19 protein-coding genes are annotated in these 20,474 nt (G+C 69.3%); 4 read left to right on the top strand and 15 right to left on the bottom strand.

The genetic code is table 11. The features are described from left to right. The first annotated feature begins 267 nt into the window (after positions 1-267). From OG736_RS42970 to OG736_RS42960, 3 genes are all read left to right on the top strand, one after another. Positions 268-549: a Ku family protein gene (locus tag OG736_RS42970; RefSeq protein ID WP_327187322.1), complete on the top strand. Its 282-nt coding sequence runs from the start codon at positions 268-270 to the stop codon at positions 547-549. 71 nt (positions 550-620) lie between these two features. After that, on the top strand, positions 621-947 hold the full coding sequence (locus tag OG736_RS42965) for an STAS domain-containing protein (RefSeq protein WP_327187321.1): 327 nt from the start codon (positions 621-623) through the stop codon (positions 945-947). A gap of 48 nt (positions 948-995) precedes the next feature. Then, a complete protein-coding gene (locus OG736_RS42960) occupies positions 996-1,163 on the top strand; it encodes a hypothetical protein (protein ID WP_327187320.1) in 168 nt (55 codons plus the stop codon). A gap of 45 nt (positions 1,164-1,208) precedes the next feature. On the opposite strand, the gene OG736_RS42955 is transcribed toward OG736_RS42960, so the two are convergent. The 14 genes from OG736_RS42955 to OG736_RS42890 form a co-directional block, all read right to left on the bottom strand. Continuing rightward, positions 1,209-1,502 (bottom strand): DUF1330 domain-containing protein, encoded by a 294-nt coding sequence (locus tag OG736_RS42955; RefSeq protein ID WP_327187319.1) that lies wholly within the window; start codon positions 1,500-1,502, stop codon positions 1,209-1,211. Between the two features lie 113 nt (positions 1,503-1,615). Then, complete coding sequence (locus OG736_RS42950; protein ID WP_327187318.1) at positions 1,616-3,070, bottom strand: MFS transporter; 1,455 nt, start codon at positions 3,068-3,070, stop codon at positions 1,616-1,618. Between the two features lie 26 nt (positions 3,071-3,096). After that, entirely contained in the window at positions 3,097-3,555 is a 459-nt protein-coding gene (locus OG736_RS42945) for a MarR family winged helix-turn-helix transcriptional regulator (protein ID WP_327187317.1), read from the bottom strand. Continuing rightward, positions 3,552-3,806 (bottom strand): hypothetical protein, encoded by a 255-nt coding sequence (locus tag OG736_RS42940; protein WP_327187316.1) that lies wholly within the window; start codon positions 3,804-3,806, stop codon positions 3,552-3,554. Before OG736_RS42940 ends, OG736_RS42945 begins: the two co-directional genes overlap by 4 nt. Positions 3,807-4,149: 343 nt before the next feature. Beyond that, positions 4,150-6,366, bottom strand: a complete 2,217-nt coding sequence (locus tag OG736_RS42935) for a glycoside hydrolase family 3 N-terminal domain-containing protein (RefSeq protein ID WP_327187315.1) — start codon at positions 6,364-6,366, stop codon at positions 4,150-4,152. A gap of 175 nt (positions 6,367-6,541) precedes the next feature. Beyond that, positions 6,542-6,847, bottom strand: a complete 306-nt coding sequence (locus tag OG736_RS42930) for a substrate-binding domain-containing protein (RefSeq protein WP_327187314.1) — start codon at positions 6,845-6,847, stop codon at positions 6,542-6,544. A gap of 26 nt (positions 6,848-6,873) precedes the next feature. Beyond that, a complete protein-coding gene (locus OG736_RS42925) occupies positions 6,874-7,710 on the bottom strand; it encodes a carbohydrate ABC transporter permease (RefSeq protein WP_274243378.1) in 837 nt (278 codons plus the stop codon). Positions 7,711-7,712: 2 nt separating this feature from the next. Continuing rightward, entirely contained in the window at positions 7,713-8,702 is a 990-nt protein-coding gene (locus OG736_RS42920; RefSeq protein WP_327187313.1) for a carbohydrate ABC transporter permease, read from the bottom strand. Between the two features lie 77 nt (positions 8,703-8,779). Continuing rightward, complete coding sequence (locus OG736_RS42915; protein ID WP_327187312.1) at positions 8,780-10,123, bottom strand: ABC transporter substrate-binding protein; 1,344 nt, start codon at positions 10,121-10,123, stop codon at positions 8,780-8,782. Between the two features lie 133 nt (positions 10,124-10,256). After that, positions 10,257-11,726 carry a glycoside hydrolase family 32 protein gene (locus OG736_RS42910; protein WP_442817142.1) on the bottom strand — a complete coding sequence of 490 codons (1,470 nt, stop codon included), beginning with the start codon at positions 11,724-11,726 and terminating at the stop codon, positions 10,257-10,259. A 470-nt stretch (positions 11,727-12,196) separates the two neighbouring features. Beyond that, on the bottom strand, positions 12,197-13,255 hold the full coding sequence (locus OG736_RS42905) for a LacI family DNA-binding transcriptional regulator (RefSeq protein WP_327187310.1): 1,059 nt from the start codon (positions 13,253-13,255) through the stop codon (positions 12,197-12,199). A gap of 273 nt (positions 13,256-13,528) precedes the next feature. Further along, a complete protein-coding gene (locus OG736_RS42900) occupies positions 13,529-13,717 on the bottom strand; it encodes a hypothetical protein (RefSeq protein ID WP_327187309.1) in 189 nt (62 codons plus the stop codon). A 322-nt stretch (positions 13,718-14,039) separates the two neighbouring features. Continuing rightward, complete coding sequence (locus OG736_RS42895; RefSeq protein WP_327187308.1) at positions 14,040-14,450, bottom strand: hypothetical protein; 411 nt, start codon at positions 14,448-14,450, stop codon at positions 14,040-14,042. 246 nt (positions 14,451-14,696) lie between these two features. Beyond that, positions 14,697-15,005: a hypothetical protein gene (locus OG736_RS42890; protein WP_054237726.1), complete on the bottom strand. Its 309-nt coding sequence runs from the start codon at positions 15,003-15,005 to the stop codon at positions 14,697-14,699. A gap of 254 nt (positions 15,006-15,259) precedes the next feature. Between OG736_RS42890 and OG736_RS42885 the strand changes: the two genes are divergently transcribed. After that, entirely contained in the window at positions 15,260-18,847 is a 3,588-nt protein-coding gene (locus OG736_RS42885; protein ID WP_327187307.1) for an ATP-binding protein, read from the top strand. Between the two features lie 621 nt (positions 18,848-19,468). Here the strand turns inward: OG736_RS42885 and OG736_RS42880 are convergent. Beyond that, on the bottom strand, positions 19,469-19,912 hold the full coding sequence (locus OG736_RS42880) for a MarR family winged helix-turn-helix transcriptional regulator (RefSeq protein ID WP_327187865.1): 444 nt from the start codon (positions 19,910-19,912) through the stop codon (positions 19,469-19,471). Between the last annotated feature and the right edge of the window lie 562 nt (positions 19,913-20,474).

Genomic DNA, 20,474 nt, shown 5'->3' with positions numbered 1-20,474 from the left:
TGCTCCAGCAAAGATCCGCCGCAGCTGTAGGCGCCCCGTACGGGCCCCGCAGCTGGATGGATCCACACGCGCCGTGGGTGGCGCGCATCAGGCGATTGCGCATCGCCTCATTCAAATACGCGTGGTCCGGGCGCGAGCGGCTCGGCATGCTGCGGGTCCGCGGCGACGCCATCGTCCTGCACGCGATGCACTGGCCCGACGAGCTCCGCGACCCCTCCGAACTCCTCCCGGAGCCCGTGGACGTGTCCGCTCGCCCTGATGGAGTCCATGTCCCGCGACGACCTCGAAGGCGACGACTTCAAGGGCACCTACACCGAAGCCATGGAAAAGATCATCGAAGCCAAGCGGGAAGAGAGGCCCCTCCCCGAGGCGCCCGAGCCGGAGAAACCGGGCCGCGTCCTCGACCTGATGGCCGCGCTCGAGGAGTCCGTGTCCGAGGCGAAGTCCTCCCGCGGCGAGGACGCCGACGTGCACGAGCTACCGAAGCCGAAGAAGAAGACGGCCGCGAAGAAGACGACCGGACACCGACAGCGGCCGCGCAGCGCCTGACCCCTCGACCTCTCCCACTCACCGTGCACGGCGTCCTACCACCCTCGTCGGCAGCCGGGCATGATCCCGACATGAGCCACGGACCCGACGGCAAAGCCACCGTGCAGTACGAGCAGGACGGGGCATGGATCGTCGTCGCACACGGCGACTACGACACCAACACCATTGCCCCGCTCGAGGAAGCACTCGACACCGCAGCCCGCAAGCACCCCCGCGTGGTAATCGACGTCTCCGGCGTCTCCTTCGCCGACTCGACCTTCCTCAACCTGCTGCTGCGTATCCACCACATGACCTCGCTGCGCCTGGCCGGCCCGCCCCGCCAGCTACGGCACCTACTGGAGATCACCGGCGACACCGTGCTCGACACCCGCGCAGACATCCAGGACGCCCTGCCCTAGCCAACAGCCCGAACCCGCGGACGCCGACGCAACCCCTACGCCGCTCTGATGACCCGCATCGGCCGCTGGAACCTCGTCGAACGCACCCCCGCCGACATGGAGGCCGACGTCCGTGCCGCCGCGCCGCCGGGAACCGTCGCCGGACTGGACATCACCGCCGATGCCACTGGCCTGACGCTGTTCGCGACGGTGCGGCGCGCTGACGAGCCGGGGTGATCCCCGCAGTCGGCTTCGTGTGCGTCGCCGACGCAGCCTCGATCGTCAGTCGAGGCCTTCGATGATGCGGAAGTCGCGCTCGACGCCGTCAGCAAGTGCGGCCAGCGCCTCCTGGTAGGCCGCACTCGCATGTGCGGCGACCGCCCGTTCGAAGCTGTCGAACTCGATCAGGACGGTGCGCTCGGCGATTCCGGCGTCGTGTGCGACGACCCGGCTGCCGCGGGCGAGCAGCCGCCCGCCCGCGGCCTCGACGGCTGGACCAGCCAGCTTGTTGTAGGCAGCCAGCTTCTCGGGGTCCGCGATGGTGCGGTAGGCGCTGACCCAATAGCCCTTGACCACGGTTACCTCCTGTGTTCGGAATTGATGCTCAGAAGCATGCTCAGATCCATGGCCGGCGCGCTGTGGGTGAGCGAGCCGACGGAGACGGCGTCGAAGTCGGACGGCTTCGATCCTCAGCTTCCCGTTCGACTCGACCGGCCCAGGCCCGGCACACCGACTGGGGCTGTGATCGGATCGGTCTCGGGTGAGCGTCGGAGGGCGAGGGCGAGACTGGCCACCGTCGTGATCGCCATCGCGGCGACGCCGACCAGCGCCGCGGTCGTGTAGGCGTCGTCGTTCGGGAAGAGGCGGCCCTTGGCGGTGCCGGCGGCCAGGACCAGACCGCCGATGGCGCTGCCCAGGGAGTACCCGACGCTGCGGACGACGTAGTTGAAGCTCATGGCACTCGACGTCTCGCTCTTGGGGGTGACGGCCAGGATGACGCCGGGCATGGCGGCCGAGAAGCTGCCGACGCCGAAGCCCAGCACGCCCATGGCCGCGAGCAGTTCGGCCAGGTTGGACCGGGCGGTGGCGAACAGGACGAACCCGCCGCCGACGATGGCGGCGCTGCCGGCCAGGAGCAGGGGGCCGTCGATCCGTTCGCGGACCCGCGGCGTGAGCTTGCCGGCGACGAACCCCAGCGCGGAGAACGGGATGAGGACCAGCCCCGCCACGAAGGTGGTCAGTCCGAAGCCGTAGCCGGCGCTGTGCGGCGTCTGCGCGTAGCGGGTGATGAGCGTGAGCAGGAGGTACATGCCGCTCCCGCCGACGAACATGGCGATGTTCGCCCCGGCGACCGCCGGGTGCCGTACCGCCCGGACGTCGACCAGGGGCGTCTTGGTTCGCAGTTCGGAAACGGTCCAGACGCAGAGCAGGAGTACGGCGGCGACGGCAAGGGTCACCGCCACGGCGAGGTGTCGGCTCCACAGGCTCCTCTCTCCGGCCAGGAACAGGACGAGGAGCAGTCCACCCGCCAGGACGAGCGCACCGGCCACGTTCACGTGAGCGGAGCGGCCTTCGGGAGCTGCGGGCATGGAGCGCCACGCGGTCACGAAGGCGATGGCGGTGACGAGCAGGCCGAGGCCGTAGGCGGCCCGCAGTCCGCCGAACTCGGCGAGCAGCGCGGCCAGTGGGTAGCCGAGGCCGGCTCCGATGATGGAGACCACAGAGATCAGGGCGATCGTGGCCGCGCTGCGCTCCTCGGGAAGATGGTCGCGGGCCACGCCCATCATCAGCGCCGTGAGACCGAGTCCGACGCCTTGGGCCGCTCTGCCCACGAGCAGCCAGGCGAACGGCAGTGGCAGCACGGTGAGCGCGCTGCCGACGACGACGATCGCCAGCGTGGCGAGAATCGTGGCCCGCCGGTGCGGACCGGCTCCGAGCCGGCCGAGGACGGGTGTGGCGACGGCGCCGCTGAGCAGGGCGATGGTCAGCGTCCACTGCGCGCTGTCGAGGGAGACGTGGAACGTGGTCGCCACGCTGGTGATGAGCGGCGTCCCGAGACTGGCGACCGCCGCCACGACCAGGGCGATGAACATCAGGGCGGGGACCAGCAGACGTGCCTCGGAACGTATCAGGGCAGTGTTCATGGGCTGGTCATGAGCCTGGGCCGCGGTCACCGGTCCGACTCCTCTCGGGCGTGGCTTTCGAGCTCCGCCAGATGCAGCAGCGCCGGAAGGGCTGCTGCCAAGGCCTCGACCTCGTCACCGGTGAGTTCGTCGATCAACCGCGCGTACGCGTCGACGCCCGCCTGGCGTCGCGTCCGGACGTACGATGCGCCGGCCTCGGTCAGGCACACCAGCGTGACCCGCTTGTCGGACGGATCGCCCTTCCGCTCGACCAGCCCGGATTCCTCCATCACCCGGACCAGGACGGTCATCGCGGGCTGGGTGACGCCCTCGGCCACCGCCAGATCGGTGATCCGTCGCGGGCCGGTCTTGTCCAGGGTGGCCAAGGTGGCGGCGGACGTCAGGCTCATGTCGCGGGGAAGGCGTCTCACGGCCCTGGTGGCCAGACCGTAGAGGGCTGACCCGATGGCTTCGGAAGCGCCGTGCGCGGCGTCTCGGCGACTCACGCCTGAAGCATAGCAGCTTTATATGAATCCTTTATGCATCTCCCGATCAGGGTTCGGCGATACCCGACTTGCAACGCGTTCGCGTAAAGATGCACGGCGTCGGTTTTGATCGCCCTGTCGATCCCTTCGGAGGCGGCGTTGGTGACGCCGGTCGTGATCGCGGCGAGGATCTGCGGCCACCACGTGCTGACGTGCGGAAGTGAGTCGCGCACCGCGGCTTTGAAGACGGTGCAGATGTCGATCGCGACCACCTGGACCCCCTGTCGCGGCGGAAGCCAGACGACTCTTCGAGGAGCGCCGCGTCAGCCACCAGTAGGGCCGTGGTTGCGGGCAGAAGGAGCAACCCCGTGGGCGGGTTGTCCAGCGGGGCGGCTTGGTAGCACCAGGCGGCGCGCCCACCCCCGGGAAAGGGAGGGCGCGCCGCCGAGGTGTCATGTCTGCCGCAGCCGCCGCGCGGCATCCACCCGCAAGCAGGAGCGGGTGGGTCAGTGGTGGCCGCCGCGGCGGTGGCCCCAGGACGGGTCGTCGACGAAGCGGCCGTGGTCGTTGTTCCACACGTAGGCGCGGCGGTCCTGGTAGGGGTCCGTGCGGGATTCAGGGCCGGATGCGAAATCCTGCGCTCAGCTGTTGCTCCCGCCGTGAGCTGGTGCCGACGCGGAGTGCGAACTCACCTGGTTCGACCACGCGGCGGTTGTCGGCCGTGACGAGTGAGCAGTGCGAGGCAGGGACGCTGAGATGGACGTCCAGGCTTTCGCCGGGAAGGATTTCGATCTGGGTGAAGCCCTTCAGCTCCTGCTCGGTCCAGGTGACGCTGGTGGTCAGGTCGCTGACGTATGCCTGGACCGTTTCCAGGGCCGGACGGCTGCCGGTGTTGGTGAGCCGTACCGTGGCGTTGACCGTGCCGTCAGCCGTGACGTCCGGGCCGTGTACGACAAGGTCGGAGTAGGTGACGGTGGTGTAGGTGAGGCCCTCGCCGAACGCGAACAGGGGGTCCTGGGCGAGGTCCGCGTAGCGGCTCCCGTGCTGGCCTCGCACTTGGTTGTAGAAGACCGGTTGCTGTCCGACGTGGCGTGCGAAGGAGACCGGGAGCCGGCCGCTGGGTTCGGTGAGTCCGAGGAGGAGTTCGGCGACGGCGCGGCCGCCGCGCATGCCCGGGTTGAACGCCTCGATGAGTGCCGCCGCGTTCAGTGCCGAGTCCGGCAGGGTGCTCGGCTTGGATTGGACGAGTACGACGATCGTGGGTGTGCCGGTGGCGGCGAGCGCGTCCAGCAGTGCGATCTGGCCTCCTTGGAGGTCGAGCGTGGCCGTGGAGCGCAGCTCACCGGTGAGGGCGATGGTGTCTCCCACGACCACGACGGCGTAGTCGGCGGCCTCCGCGGCGGCGGTTGCCTCCCGAAGCTGTGCCTGGTCGACCGGGGCGGGGATGAAGACGGGCGGCTGCGGTTGGCCGTCGGGCCCGACCGACCACTCGCCCATGGATGCGGGGCTTTCGATGTCGGCACCGCGGGCGTGCGTGATGGTCCAGTCGGCGGGTGCGACGGCTCGTAGGCCGTCGAGCACCGTCTCCACCGTCTCGCGTGGATGCCCGTCGGGCATCCACGCGACCTGTCCGGATGCGCCCGCCCAGTCGCCGAGCATGGCTTCCGGGCTGTCGGCGTTGGGGCCGATGACCGCGATCGTCCGCGGCGTGCCCCGGCTCGCGGCGCGGCCGGTTCCATCGGAGGTCAGCCCGCCGTCGAGGGGCAGGGTGCCGTCGTTGCGCAGCAGCACCAGGGAGCGTCGGGCGGTTTCCAGGTTGAGGTCGGCGTGCGCGCGGCAGCCGATCACCTGCGCCTGCCGCTCGGGGTCGGGGGTGCGGGGGTCCTCGAAGAGCGCAAGTTCGAACTTCAGCCGCAGAATCCGCCGTACGGCGTCGTCGATCTGTTTCTCGTCGATCAGGCCGCGGGTGACCGCCTCCTGCGCGCCCTCGAAGAACGCCGGCGTGGCCATGATGAGGTCGTTGCCGGCGTTGACGGCGACCGCCGCCGCCTCCACGTGGTCGGCGCAGGTCCGCTGGTCGTAGACCATCCGGCCGACGTTGTCCCAGTCGGTCACCAGGGTGCCGGTGAAGCCCCACTCGCCCTTGAGTACGTCGTTGATCAGCCACTGATGCGCCGTGATGGGCACGCCGTCGATCGACTGGTAGCCCAGCATGAAAGTGCTGCAGCCGGCCTCAGCCGCTTTTTCGAAGGGGGGCAGGAACCAGGAGCGCAGCTTGCGCGGGCTGAGATCGGCTTCGCTCGCGTCGCGGCCGCCCAGGGTTTCGGAGTAGCCCGCGAAGTGCTTGGCGCACGCCAGCACGGCTGTCGGATCGCTGAGGCCCTCACCCTGATAGCCACGCACCATCGCCGCCCCGAGTTCACCGATCAGGAACGGGTCCTCGCCGAACGTCTCGTTGACCCGGCCCCAGCGCAGGTCCCGGGTGATGCACAGCACCGGCGAGAACGTCCACTGGATTCCGGTCGCCGCGATCTCGGTCGCGGCCACCCGGGCGACACGGTGGAGCAAGGAGGGGTCCCAGGTGCAGGCCATGGCCAGCTGGGTCGGGAAGATGGTCGCGCCCGGCCAGAACGAGTGGCCGTGGATGCCGTCGTCGGCGGTCAGCAGCGGAATGCCGAGCCGTGTCCGCCGGGCCATTTCCATGGCTTCCGGCATCCTCTCGGGCGACACGTGCAGGACCGATCCGGCCAGCTTGGCCGACACGATGTCCGCCAGGTCCCCGTGTTGTGCGTCGAGCGTCAGCAACTGCCCGACCTTCTCCGGCATGGTCATCCGTGCCAGCAAGTCTTCGATCCTCGCTTCCACGGACGCTTCCGGATCCAGGTACGCCGCAGAGCGGACCGGCTGTCCCACTGTGTTCTCCAAGCAATGAGTCGTACAGGGTCAGAGAGTTGATCGGCGACGGCGGGTGCTTCTGCCATCACGTGCGCATCGCGACGCCGTCGCGTCAGTTGGGGCTCGGCTGTAACGTCGAGCTACGGATCACGAGGCTGGTGGGAATGGTGCGCGAGGGGGCGGCCTCCGGCGATCTGCGCACGTGGTCGAGCAGCAGACGCGCCGCTGCCTCACCCATTTCCCGCATCGGCTGGTGGTTGGTGGTCAGTGCCGGACAGGTGTACGACGCCAGTTCGACGTCGTCGAAGCCCACCACGGCGACATCCTGCGGTATCCGAAGGCCGGCGGCCTCGTGGAAGGCCGCGAGCACACCGGCCGCCGAGGGGTCGTTGTGCCCGAAGACCGCGTCGAACTCCACACCGTCCGCGAGAGGTCAAAGCAGGCTCAGCCCTTTACGGCGGAGCTGGCCACGCCCTGCACGAACCACCGCTGGAAGAACGTGAAGACGATCAGCACCGGCAGGACCAGCAGGACACCGAAGGCGAGGACCTGGCCCCAGTCCACGGGCTGCTGGCCCTGGAAGACGCTCATCTGCAGCGGGAGGGGACGTACTGAGGGGTCGGAGACCATCAGGACGGGCCAGAGGAAGGAGCCCCACTGGCCGAGGAAGGTCAGGATCGCCACCGATGCGTACACCGGCTTCGACATCGGGACGACGATCGCGAAGAAGGTGCGCCAGGGGCCGGCGCCGTCGATGCGGGCGGCTTCCTCGATGCTGGGCGGGATCGCGCGGAAGTAGGTGGCGAACTGGAAGATGGAGAAGGCTTGGGCGATGAAGGGGATGGCCTGGATGTAGATGGTGTTGCGCTGGTCGTTGAACATGTAGAACAGCGGGACGGCCACTGCTTCGAACGGGACGAGCAACAGCAGCAGTACGAGGGTGAAGACGGTGTTCTGGCCTTTCCACCGCAGCCGGGTGAGCCCGTAGGCGGCCATGGAGTTGACGATCAGCCCGCCGAGCACGACGACGGCGGACAGGAGCAGTGAGATGCCCATGAACCGCCAGAAGTAGCCGGTGGCGTCGGAGTCGAAGCTGTCCAGGACGGCAGTGTAGTTGTCCAGCGACAGGTGGGTGGGCAGGAAGCCGGTCAGGCCGTTCAGCACTTCGTCGGAGGGCTTGAAGCTGCCCAGGAACAGGTAGAGGACGGGCAGGACGAAGATGAAGGCCAGGACGCTCAGGACGGCGTAGTCGAGGAAGCGGCGCAGGGGTGAGCGGGTCATGGTCAGTCCTCGTTGCCCGCGCGGACGACGCGGCGCTGGGTGAGGGTCAGGGCGACGACGATCAGGAAGAAGACGACGGTGATCGCGGACGCCTGGCCGATGTTGTTCTGGTCGAAGGCCGTGGTGACGGCCTGGTACATCACCGTGCGGGTGGCGTCCTCGTCGAGTCCGCCGCCCTTGACGAGGACGTAGACCTGGTCGAAGACGCGGAAGGAGAACACCGAGGTGAGCAGGGCGACGAAGACGAGGGTGCCGCGGATGCCGGGCAGGGTGACGTGGCGGAACTGCTGCCAGCGGGAGGCACGGTCGAGCTGGGCGGCCTCGTAGAGCTCGCCGGGGATCTGCTGGAGTCCGGCGAGGAGGATGACCATCTGGAAGCCGACGCCCTGCCAGACGGACAGCACGATGATCGAGGCCATGGCGGTGAGCCCGTCGCCGAGCCAGTCGAAGGCGCCCCAGTTGCCGAAAGTCACCGCGTCCAGGGCGGAGTTGAGCAGGCCGTCGCCGCTGCGGGCGAGGATGAGCCGCCAGATGACGGCGACCAGGGCCATGGGGAAGACGACGGGCAGGAAGAACAGGGACCGGAACAGGCCGATTGCCTTGAGTTTGCGGTTGAGGAGGATCGCCAGGGCCAGTGCCAGGCCGGTCTGCAGGGGTACGACGACCACGGCGAAGGTCAGGTTGTTCAGCAGGGCCCGCAGGAACGGGCCGGACATGTCGGGGTCGGTGAAGATGCGCCGGTACTGCTCCAGGCCGAAGAAGCGGGGCGGGAGCGGCGAGCCGAGGCGCACGTTGTAGAAGGAGAGCACGACCGCGTAGACGAAGGGGACGCCGACGAAGGCGATGAGGCCGCCGAGGGCGGGTGCGGCCATCAGCAGCCCGTGCACCCAGTCGCGGTTTCTGCGCCCGGACTGCTTGGGCTTGGCGGATGTCGGTGGTGAGGTCGGTTTCCTGCCGGCGGGCGTGGCGGGTGCGGGGTTGACGGTGGTCACGGTAGGGGTCCTCTTCCCGGCCGGGAGGAGCGGGCGCTGTCAGCGTGTGCCCGGCCCTCCCGGCTGCTGGATGCCGGCTACGGCAGCTGATAACCGTCGTTGTCCGAGTAGTCCTGGTCGATGGCGCGGGCGGCCTTGGCCAGAGCGGTCTTCGGGTCGGCGCCGCCGTAGATGTCGCTCAGCGCCTGGCTGAACTTGGCGGTGACCGTGGGGTATCCGGCGGTGACCGGGCGGGTCACGGCCACGCAGGACTTCGTGATGTCACTGTCGCCACACGGCTTGGCCAGCTGGTCGGCGAAGAGCTGGAGCGGGCCGCCCTGCTTGTACAGGTCGCTCTCGGCGAGCACGGACTTGGTGCCGGGAGGGGCACCGTTGGCCGTGGTCATCGCGGTGACGTTGGTGTCGTTCATGAGGGAGTCGAGGAAGGCGCCCGCGGCCTTGCCGTTCTTGGTGCCGGCGCCGATGCCCCAGGCCCAGGAGCCCTGGCCGGTCTTGGGGCCGTTGCCGAAGTCGGGCAGCGGCAGCACGACGAGGTCGTCACCGAGGGCCTTGCCGTAGGCGGGGTACATCCAGTGGCCGACCCAGCTGAGGGCGACGCGGCCCTTGGTGAAGGCGTTGGAGTCGGTGTTGGGGTCGACGTAGGTCTTCCACGACTGGAAGGTCTTCAGCGCCGAGGCCGCGGCCGGGCTGTCGAGAGCGCCTTCTGCCTTGCCGTTCTTCAGCAGCGAGCCGCCCGCCGACCAGACGATCGGGCCGAAGCCGTAGGTGCCCCACTCGTTCGCGAAGCCGCCGCCCTCCTGAAGGTCCAGGCTCTTGCCGTCGGAGTCCTTGGCGGCCAGCTTCTTGACGGCCGCGGTGAACTCGTCCGCGGTCCAGGCGTCGGACACACCGGTGGGATACTTCACCCCGGCCGCGTCCAGCAGCTTCTTGTTGCCGTAGATGCCGAGCCCGGAGTCGTACATGCCCAGGCCGTAGTGCTTGCCGTCGATCTCGCCCTCGGCCTTGATGGCGTCCGTGGCGTTGGCCAGGGTCTTGGCGGAGACGTAGTCGTCGATCGCGGCGAGCTTCTGGTTGTAGACGAAGCTCGCCATGGTCGGACCGTCGAACTCCATCACGTCCGGCAGCTTGGAGGCGTCGGTGGTGGTGATGGTCTTGGTGTAGTCGTTGTCGGGGATCAGCGTCAGCTTGACCTTGACCTTCTTCTGCGAGGAGTTGAAGGTCTTCACCGCGTTCTGCACGGCGCCGGCCTCGCTCTGCTGACCCTGGTGGGCCCAGACAGTGATGGTGCCCGTGCCGCTGCCCTTCTCCGCGGAGGTGTTGGTGCCGCTGCCCCCGCCGCAGGCGGCCAGCGCGGCCAGCGGAAGGACGAGGGCCAGGGCCGTACAAGCCGTCCGGCGGGAACTTCTACTGCCGATGTTCATGGTGGGTGCCTCCGGTGCGTGGTGCGGGTCAGGGTGGGAGGTGCGGACGGGGCGTGGAGGGTGGAGAACCGGTGTGGGAACGGGCCCTACGGCGTGGGCAGGGCTGCCTACGCGTGCGGAGAGAGGCGGGGGCTCATGCGGACTGTCCTTCGGGCTCGGCGGAGTTGCCGCTCGCCTCCTTGATCACGAGAGGCCGCAGCTCCCAGGCGTCGACCGCGTAGCCGAGGTGCGCGTTGGGCGCGCTGCGTGCCTGTAGCCGCCACGGGCCGTCCCCGGTCGGGTAGAAGCGCAGGGTGAGCACCTGGCCGGTGGAGGTCAGGAAGACTTCGGCGATGGAGTGGTCGACGACCACGCGCACGTCGACGGGCCGGCCGACTGGGCAGGGCATTCGGTAGGAGCCGCCGCGGGCCCGGGTGTCCAGCGAGGCGTGGTCGCGGTCGACGACCAGTTCGCCTGTGTCGGCGTCGAGGCGGATGTCGAGGTACTCCGAGCCGTCCGGGGTGGTGAGCAGCCGCAGACCGGCGTTCCCGGTCGGCTCCAGACGGGCCGTCAGGTCGAAGGCGCGGCCCACGCTGCCGAGGTCCACCGGGCCATATGTCACGCCGTCGGTGTGGACGGCGTGCTCGCCGCGCAGGTCGAGCAGTTCGGTGGCGGGCTGCTGGCGCAGCGTTCCGTCGCCGCCGACCGAGATCTCGCGAGGCAGGGTCAGCACGCCGGCCCATCCGTCCGCGACCGCCCAGGCTTCCTCGCGGGCTTCCACGGACCAGCCCCACAGCAGCCATCTGCCGCCGGGTGCACGCAGCAGGGCGGGTGCATAGCAGTCAGGGCCGTGGTCCACGAGGACTGGCGCGCCGGCCTCGAGGACGTTGCCGTGTTCCTCGCCGACCAGAGCCGTGACGCACCGTGGGCTGTCGTCGTCGTTCCAGGCGCTGAAGAGGAGAGCACCGGGCCGTCCGGACTGCGCCGGGAGGTACTGGGGACACTCCCAGCCCTCGCCGGTGTGCAGGTCGGTGCCGCCGACCGGCTCCTGCTCGCGGGCTTCGAAGGGACCCAGGTAGGTCCAGGTCTCCAGGTCGGGCGACTCGTAGAGCAGGGCCGCGCCACGGCCGTCCGCGAGGGCGGCGCCGACCAGCATCCGCCAGCCGTCGCCGTCCTGCCAGACGTACGGGTCGCGGTACATGGTGCAGCTCTCGGGCCAAGCGGGGACGACCGGTTCGCCGCGCGGGCGGAAGGTCAGGCCGCCGTCATGGGAGGTGGCGTAGGTGACGGGCTGGTGCTGGGGCGAGCGGTCTTCGCGGTGCGCGGAGTAGAAGGCGACCAACCGGTCGCCTTCGGAGACGGCGTTACCGGAGAAACAGCCGTCGGCGTCCACGCCACCCGGGGTCGGGGACAGGGCGATCGGCAGCGGCTCCCAGGTCAGCAGGTCGGGGCTGCGGAAGTGGCCCCAGTGCATGTTCGCGTGGGTCGACCCGTACGGGTTGTACTGGTAGAACGCGTGGTAGTGGCCGTCATGGAAGACGAGCCCGTTGGGGTCGTTGATCCAGTTGTGGGGCGGGCGCAAGTGCGCAACGGGCCGGAACAGATCACGGGGCGCGGTGGACACACACGTGCCTTTCGGTAAGTACAGAGGGCATGCGAAGGGCGGTCACCGGACGAAAACGGCCACGATTCCTTCGTAGAATTCGAAGAAAGCGGCCTCCACCAGCACTCGCGGAAGGCCCCGGTGGCATGACAACGCAAAGCCAGGTCCGGCGCGATGCCGGCGGCGAGCTGCGGGAGAGAGGCTTGGTGACGCGCCGACACCTGGTCGGCGAGGAGCGCGAGGCTCAGTACCCTCGCGCCTGAGGGGCCGGGCCGCTGGAGGAGCGGGCCAAACTGACGCAGACCGATCCGCCCGCGCCTACCGGTGGGGCGGAGGCGGCGTCCAGCGCCATCAGGCTGCGACGGCTCGACGCCTCGTGGAGAATCTCAGGGGACATGTGTGTACCCTCACTGTGTTCCAAGTACTGACAGGACCGACGACCGGTTGCGACGGTCGCCTGTCACGGTGCGAAAAGCTTCGCCGTCCCGGGGTCAGAGTCGGGGCGGCGAAGCGACCGATGCCCGCGCCACCAGCGGGCAAAGCAGCATCTCCTGGCTGTCCGGGCCCGGTGGCCGGCCCGGCGTCTTGGTGAGCGCGAGCAGCTGGGCCACAGCCCGTGCCCCCATCTCGTAGTGCGGGAGCTGAACCGTGCTCAGCGCGGGGTAGACGGCCTCGCAGACCAGCTCCTGGTTGTCGAACCCGATGACCGACAGATCACCGGGGATGGACAGTCCCAACTCGGCCGCAGCGCGATAAGCGCCGGCGGCCATCCGGTCGTTGAAACAGAACAGTGCAGTGGGGCGCTGCTCCGCCGTCAGCAGGCGCCGGGCAGCCCGGTAGCCCGCGTCCACGTCGCCGGCCGTCGTCCCGAAGGACACTGCCGTCTCCGCGGCGACCAAAGACGGGTCGTAGGGGACACCGACCTCGGCCAGCGCCTTGCGGTAGCCCTCCAAGCGGCCATGCCGGGCGGGAACGTCGACGGTCTGCACGGTCACGCCGATCCTGCGGTGCCCGTGGTCGATCAGCTCACGCACCGCCGTGTATCCGCCCTGGACCTCATCGGGCACCACGAAGGGGATGGCGGGGTCCTCGGAGCGCGCGTCCAGCAGCACGGTGGGCGTCGAGCCCAGGCTCTCCGGCACGCGCACGTTCCGGTGGTACATCGCCGCGTACAGCACGCCGTCCACCTGCCGCTGGAGCAGCATCTCGATGCTGGTGCGCTCCAGTTCGGCATCGCCGCTGGTGTTGACCAGCAGCAGCACCAGGCCCGCAGCTGTGGCGGCCTCCTGGGCGCCCAGGATCGTCCGGCTGGCATGGGGGGTGGTGGCGATCTCATCGCTCACGAAGCCGATGGTCTGCGACCGCTTCAGCCTCAGCCCCCTTGCGAGGCCGTTCGGCGCGTACCCGAGTTCGTCGGCGACCCGCAGGACGCGCTGCCGGGTCTCCGCACTGGCCCGCTTGCCCTCGACGCCGTTCAGGATGTGCGACACAGTCGCGGTCGACACACCAGCCGCCGCGGCCACGTCCTTGATCCCGATCCGGCGCGCCATTGCCCCTGCCCAAAGTAGTAGATACCGGGTTGGTTAATCGTTTAGTCAACTGCGTGCACATGAGATTGCCCATGGCCGGAGCTCCTGTCAATGGCTCGTTACGAACTCTTGGCCGTCGGATGTCCTGTGCGGAGGTCAAGCAGCAACGTCGCGCCCACTCCACGCCGATCGTCCGAGCCAAGCCATCCACCCTCCAGACGCGACGTCGTACACGACCACGGTCCGCGCCGGACCTCAGGCGGTACCGGCGAGGTCTGCCTTGCTCCGGGGTACTCATGCGACTCCTCCTGTGGTCCGGCCCGGCGGGGGCTGAGCGCCGGGCTGCCGGGTGTGCGTCGGCACGGTCGTCGGCGCGGTGGGCTGCGGTCGGGGGCCGTGAGCGACGGCGCGGTCCCGGACGCCGGCGTTGAGCTTGGCGACCGTCTTGGCGGCGGCCTCGAACGTCCGGCGGGTCTGACCCATCGCGGCGACGCCAGTCGCCTGCTCCGGAACGCGGCCGGCCCCCCGGTCCGTACGGGCGCGTCCGCGGACGAGACCTCGGAGCAGGGGGCACGGCGACGGCCGACGGGCACGAGTACCCCAGGGGCCGGTCGCACCAGCCCTTTGACCTGGGCCTTCAAGTTGGCGGCAACTCAGTGATCGCCTGCACCACCACGCGGGACGCCCTCCACGAAGGGTGGGCCCGCCCGGCGTGTTGCCGAGCGGGCCCACCCCAGGCAGACGCGGAACCGTGCAGCTGCGAAGCAGCCGCAGTGACGGGGTTCGGGTGGTGTGTGCGTGAGCGCTACAGCATCACGCAGCTGTTGCCGTTTCCGACGTGGCAAATGTACAGCCGGACATCGGCCACATTGGTGCCAGTACCTGAGGGCGCGATCTTGTGGAACTTGTTGTCGCTGACCCAGGCAGAACCGTTCCACTTCGAGTACTTGGTGTAGAGGCTCTCGGCCACCCCGTCGGCCGAGCAGTGGTCGACGACCGCCATGTCCCAGTCGGTCTTGAAGGCCTGCTTGTTGTTGTACACGGTGGTCTCGTACCAGTGGTAGGTGCCGGAGGCAGTACCGCAACCGTCTGCGGTTCTGCCCGAGAAGGTTCCTCCCGCGGCGTGGGCGCCACCGGTGAACGCGGCCAGCAGGCCGACAGCAGTGACGGCAGTGGCCAGTATTCGCCGCGTGCCCTTGAGAATGTCATTTCGCATGGTGGGGACCTTCTTCCTCAGTAGGTGTCAAGGGGCTGGACACGATCTTGTGGGCCGTTGCCGGGTTGCGGTGCGCATCCCGGGGTTGATGACTGCCCACTTGTCGGAGACGTCCGTTCGTTGTGCGGCTGGACGCCTGCCGCGCTGGGCCTCCGGGTTGTGGGTCGCGCTCTCAGCGGGCCTGGACAGCTCAGCTGAGATCGAGAACACACTCTTCGATGACTGGACGTGGAGTACCGCGCTCTGTCAGGCGGCGCCGCGGCCGTAGGCTTGGAGGGGCACGGCGAGTGATGAGTTGAGGCTGGTGCAGTAGGCGTAAGACGTGGTGCCCGCCGCCGCGTCGGCGCCATGGGCCCACTTCCCGTTCTTGCACAGCGCCTGTGTGTAGAAGGGGCCCCCACCAGTGCATCGGAAGCCGACCGTGTTGGCGTCCTGGAACTGCTTCGTGCACGTGATCGCCTTTACCTGGGCTGCGGACGCGCTGTCAGCCGAGGCGGCGAGACCGGAGCCGGCCAGGGCAAGGACGGCGAACATGCCAGCGAGGGCTTTCTTCATCTTCTGATCCTCTTTCGAGTGAAGGTCTGACATGGCATCCGATCGACGTCCGGATGGAGGTTCAGATCGGAGGGCCGGACGCTTGACGGGCCGAGGGCCTTCTTGCCTGCACTCCGCAGGGGGTCGGTATGTCGTGCTGTTTCCTGCCCTGGACCAAGGTGCGCGGCCGACCCTCGGCAAACCTTGGACAAACGTTGAATGGGCTGGTCGAAGGTGCTGTGCCAGAGTGGGACTTGAGACTCGGGGGCGTTGCTGTGACGGTTGACTTCTCTTTGCTCGGCAGCGTCGAGGCGCGCGTGGACGGCCGGATCGTCGATCTGGGTCACGCCCGGCAGCGGTGTGTGCTCGCGGTGCTGCTGGTGGACGCCAACCAGGTGGTTTCGGTGGACCGGCTTGTCGAGCGTGTCTGGGCCGACCGCCCTCCTCAGCGGGTCCGGAACACGCTCTACGGCTACCTCTCCCGTCTGCGGCGGGCTTTGGCCGTCGCCGAGGGGACGGACATCGTCCGGCGATCCGGTGGGTATGTCCTCGACGTCGAGGCGACCGCAGTGGATCTGCACCGGTTCCATGGCGTCACAGCACAGGCCCGCGCGGCCGCCCGGAACGAGCAGGACGAGCGGGCCGCGACCTTGTTCGAGCAGGCACTCGGCCTCTGGCGGGGAAACGCCCTCGCGGGTCTGGATACCCCTTGGATCAACGCTTTCCGCGACGCGGTCGACCAAGAACGGGTCGCGGCCGAACTGGACCACACCGACGTTCGGCTCCGCTGCGGTCACCACAGTGGACTGTTGGCCGAGTTGTCCGCCCGGGTCGAGACGCACCCACTGGACGAACGGCTGGCCGGCCAGTTCATCCTCGCCCTGTACCGCGGCGGCCGCCCGGCCGATGCCCTCGGCCATTACCAGCGGATCCGGCTGCTGCTGGCCGAAGAACTCGGCTGTGACCCCGGCCTCCCGCTGCGGCAACTGCACCAGCAGATCCTCACCGGCGACCCCGCACTGAACGTCCCAGCCACCGCCCCGGCCTCCGGGCGTGCTCCGGGATCCGCGCTCGCTCTCGTGCCGCACCCGTTACCCGCGTCCCCGCCGGTGTGCACCCCACGAGGCGGCGCTGACCCCGGCCCGCCGACACCGCGGCGCCCCCGGTCGGGAAGCCGTCTGATCGGACGCGCAGCGGAGTTGACGGTCCTCGACGGTGCGATCGAGGATGCCCTGTCCGGTGCGCCAGGGGTGGTCGAGGTGGTCGGGGAACCGGGTATCGGAAAGACACGGCTGCTCGGCGAACTGGGCGAGCGCGCGAGGCAGCGCGGCTTCACGTCCCTCGCCGGACGCAGCGTGGAGTTCGACCGGGCTCCGTACGGTGCGTTCGTGGACGCCCTGGACGACCACCTCGGCACGGTGGACTTCCGCCGGCTCGGGTACGACGGATCACAGACTGGCGCGTTCGCCCTGCTGAGTACGGTCTTCCCCGCGCTCGGTGACCGTTTTCCGACCGGGCCGGAGCCGGTGACGGTCGAACGCTACTGGTTCCACCGGGCGGTGCGGACGCTGCTGGAGACGCTGAGTGCTGACGGCGGGCTCGTGCTCAGCCTGGACGACCTGCAGTGGACGGATGACGGAACGGCCGAGCTGATCGACCATCTGGTACGCCACCCGCCGAGGACACCGCTACTCCTCGCTCTCGCCTACCGCCCCCGGCAGGCTCCGCCGCGACTGGCCGCGGCACTGGCCCGGGCGGGGACGGAGGGAAGGCTGGCCAGGGTCGAGCTGGGGCCGCTGTCCCCGGCCGAGGGAGCGGAGCTGTGCGGGGCCAGGCCGGATCACTGGCGCTTCCGACGGCTGTACGAGGTCAGTGGCGGCAACCCGTTCTACCTGGAGGCGCTGACCCGGAGCACCGGGGACGAAAGCCTGCCGGCGGTCCCGGTGGCCCAGGCGGTGCCGGCAGGCTCGGTGCCTGTCGCCGACGATCTGACGAGATCAGTGCGTGCCGCACTGCTGGAGGAGCTGGGAGGTCTGTCGGCCACTGCGCGGATCTGTACACAGGCGGCCGCGGTGCTCGGCGACTCTTTCGAAGCCGACATGGTGGCAGTTGTGGCCCGAACCGATGAGGCACAGGCCCTAGCCGCCCTGGACGAGGTCGCGGAGCGGGACCTGGTACGCCAGGTCGGCTCCACGCGCCAGTTCCGGTTCCGCCATCCGCTGGTCCGGGCAGCGGTGTACCAGGGTGCGGGCGCCGGCTGGCGGATCGAGGCGCATACCCGGGCGGCGGACGGCCTGGCGCTGCGCGGCGCACCGCTGACCGCCCAGGCGTCGCACGTTCAGCGTTCGGCGCGCGCAGGAGACGAACACGCCGTTGACCTACTGGTACGGGCCGCCCGTCAGGTGATGACGATCGCACCAGCCACCGCCGCGCACTGGACACAGGAAGCCCTGCGGTTGCTCGGCGAGCAGAGTCGGCTGCGGCCCGAACTGTGGCTCCAGCAGGCCGATGCGCTGGGCATGGCAGGACGACTGCTGGAAAGCCGCGCCGTTCTGCGTACGGCCGCCACCCTCCTGCCCGCGCGGGCCCGCGGCCGACGCGCCCGGGTTGCTGCCCTGCGAGCCACCATGGAGTGGGCGCTCGGCCGGTACGAAGAGGCCACGGCTCTGCTGCTGCGGGAGTTGGCGGACCACAAGGGCCAACTCCAGCCGGAGACAGCCACTTTGGAGCTGGGCGTCGCGGTGGTGGCGCTTCGTAGGAACGACTTCTCCACGGCGATCGACTGGGGCGAACGCGCGTTGCGTTCGGCGGAACGTATCGGCGACCCGCTGCAGTGCACCGCAGTCCGCGCTCTGCTGGCGCTGGCGCATACCTTCGCAGGCGACGCCCGGGCGGCCGACTACCTCGACCCTGTGGTGGAAGTGCTCGACGAGACCGACGATCAGGCACTGGCCGGGCAGATGGACACGCTCGTCATGACGGGCTGGGCGGAGATGCTCCATGGACGCTACGACCCCGCACTACGCCACCTCCGCCGAGGTCTGAAAGTGTCCCGCCGAACCGGCCAGAGCCTCGTGCTCGCCGACCTCTTCGCCGCTTCCGCCTACGCCTACCTGTGGCTCGGACGCCTGGACGAGGCGGCGACCTACGCCGACGACGCCCTGGAGGCGGCGTCACTCGTCGACAGCAGCGAGCCGCGCTCGTTGGCTGAGGTGGTGAGCGCGGCAGTCCTGATGTGGCGGGGAGACTTCGCCGGAGCACTGAAGATCTGTGAGGAGTCACTCTCTCCGGCCGGACCCGCACCGGGCGCGCACCGGTCGGCGATGGTCGGGATGCTCGGCCAGACGCTGCTGCTCAACGGCGATCCGCAGGGCTGTGTCAGCAAGGTGCTCGAAGCGGGCGGCGGCCCGCGCCTGCTCGGGTTTGAAGCCCCGGTCCGCCCGATGTGGTTCCGGCTGCTGGCTGTCGCGGAACTGGCCCTGGGTAACGTGACAGTTGCCGAGATGTGGGCCGCCCGCGCAGCCGCTGCTGCGGCCGTCGGCCTGCCGACCGGCCGGCGCGGTTTCGCGTTGCTGGCCCGCGCCGAGGTGCAACTCGCCCGGCAGAACCCGGCGGCGGGTCCCACCGCGTGCCTGGCCGCTGCCGAGTTCCGCGCGGCCCGGATGCCTCTCAACGAGGCCATGGCCCGGCTGACCGCCGGTAGCGCACTGTCCGCTTCCGGCCGCCAGGCCGAAGCACTCGCCGAGTTGGAACAGGTGAAAGCCTTGGCGGATACCTGCGGGGCTCTCGCCCTGTCCGAATCGGCTGAGCACGAACACCGCGGGATCGCCGCCCAGGCCCCGCCTCCGACAACTGGAACCTGAAGTTCCCGAACAGCACAAGCTCCGGTGGAGGGAGTCCTTCACGAGTCATTCCGGGCTTTGTCCATCTCGGCGTCGGGGAAGGCGGCCGCAAGCGGGGCCCAGCCGAAAGCTCTCACACCTACTGGTCTCCGGGCGGCGCATAGGCTCTCGCCCCCCCATCGCATGGCAATGGCCCCCGAAAACCCTGCCCGGTCGCTGCTTCATACCGCGTCCGAGAGCAGTTGATGTTTGTCCGGGCTGAGTTGCCGTACCAGTTCAGAGGGCCTTCGATGGGGCATCGTCAGCCGGGGCGGCCTCCGCAGTGGCCAGCAGCGTAACGATTGTCATCAGCTGCCGGCGGTGCGCGCAGTTCCTGGTCGCGGTCGCCATCAGTACGTCGCGGACCGGGGCGGCCTGGCGGTGGCGGAAGTCCGATCCTGGTCGGCGGCGCGGGCGGTGGCGCCTGATCGAGCCTGCGCCCGCTCCACTCCCGAAGACGCCCTCGGCTGCGCCTGCGGCCTCGACCTCACCACCTCCGGCATCTGACCGGTGGACAAGTACAGCGTCGGCTCCGCCGTCAACCACCGAAGGATGTACCACCCGGCGCCGAGTCGGGGCCTCGTAGCGGCGTCCCAGAGCGGCTCAGCGCAGGCGGGGCAGCGCATCGCGCGCCGCCATGCTCACCGTCCGCAGGTCGCGGGTGAACTGCTCCCGATGCTCTGCGGGCAACGGGTCGAGGAGGAACCGCTGCACGTTCTCCACGTGCATACGCGCTGCCCGCACCACGGTCTCCTCCCCCAGCTGCGTCAATCGGACCACCCGTCCTCGGCGATCGTCCGGATTGTCGTCACGGGCCACCAGACCCGCCACCTCCATCCGGTCCACCAACCGCGTCGCCCCTCCCGTGGTGAGGACTCGCTCCTGGGCGATGGCCCGCATCGACATGCCCGGCCCACCGGCCCGGCCCAGAATCAGCAGCACCTCGAACATCAGGTGGCTGATCCCGCACTCCTCCTCAAGGGCCCGGCCCAGAATGTACTCCAGCCGGTTGGCAGACCCCTGCAGCCAGCCGAACGCCAGCACCATCCCGTCGTTCGCCGCCTGCTCGGCCGTCGTGATCTGCACGTCCCGTGCCACCGCCCCGCCCTTCCTCACCTCAGTCGCGGCGCGGACGCGCCGCTGCTCATGATCTCTCGTAGGACCACGTGAGCCGCTCCGGTTCACCTGGTCCCGGCGAAGACTCGCAGGTCATGATGGGCCGCGCTGTGCCCATGTAGCCCACAGTGACGTCCGTGACGGACATCCGATGCTGGTTACGCACACGAAAGTGCCTTTTGTAGGCACCTGTGATCTGCCCCATCCTGGCGCTACGCCCGAAGCGCGAGTGCGGGAGGACCCTGTGAAAACCGAGGCCTGGGCAGACCGTCTGCCCTGACGCGGCCAGGTCGCCCCGTCCGCGGCTGCGGCACGCCGCAGACCGGGGACGACGTACGTCGGGTCCGAGACCTCGGCGCCCGCTGTGTGGATCCGGCGATTCGCGCCGCCCACCAGGAAGGCGAAGAGTCCCACCGTTGGGAAATACCTGACACATCAGATACTGTTACGTCAGGTGAATGTGCCCGCCGAAGGCGGGCTCCCCAACCGAGAG

This window comes from Streptomyces sp. NBC_01334 (assembly GCF_035983595.1).
Taxonomy (GTDB): Bacteria; Actinomycetota; Actinomycetes; order Streptomycetales; family Streptomycetaceae; genus Streptomyces; species Streptomyces coriariae.
Note: the sequence above shows the minus strand (reverse complement) of the source record. Positions and strands in the feature narration are given on the sequence as shown.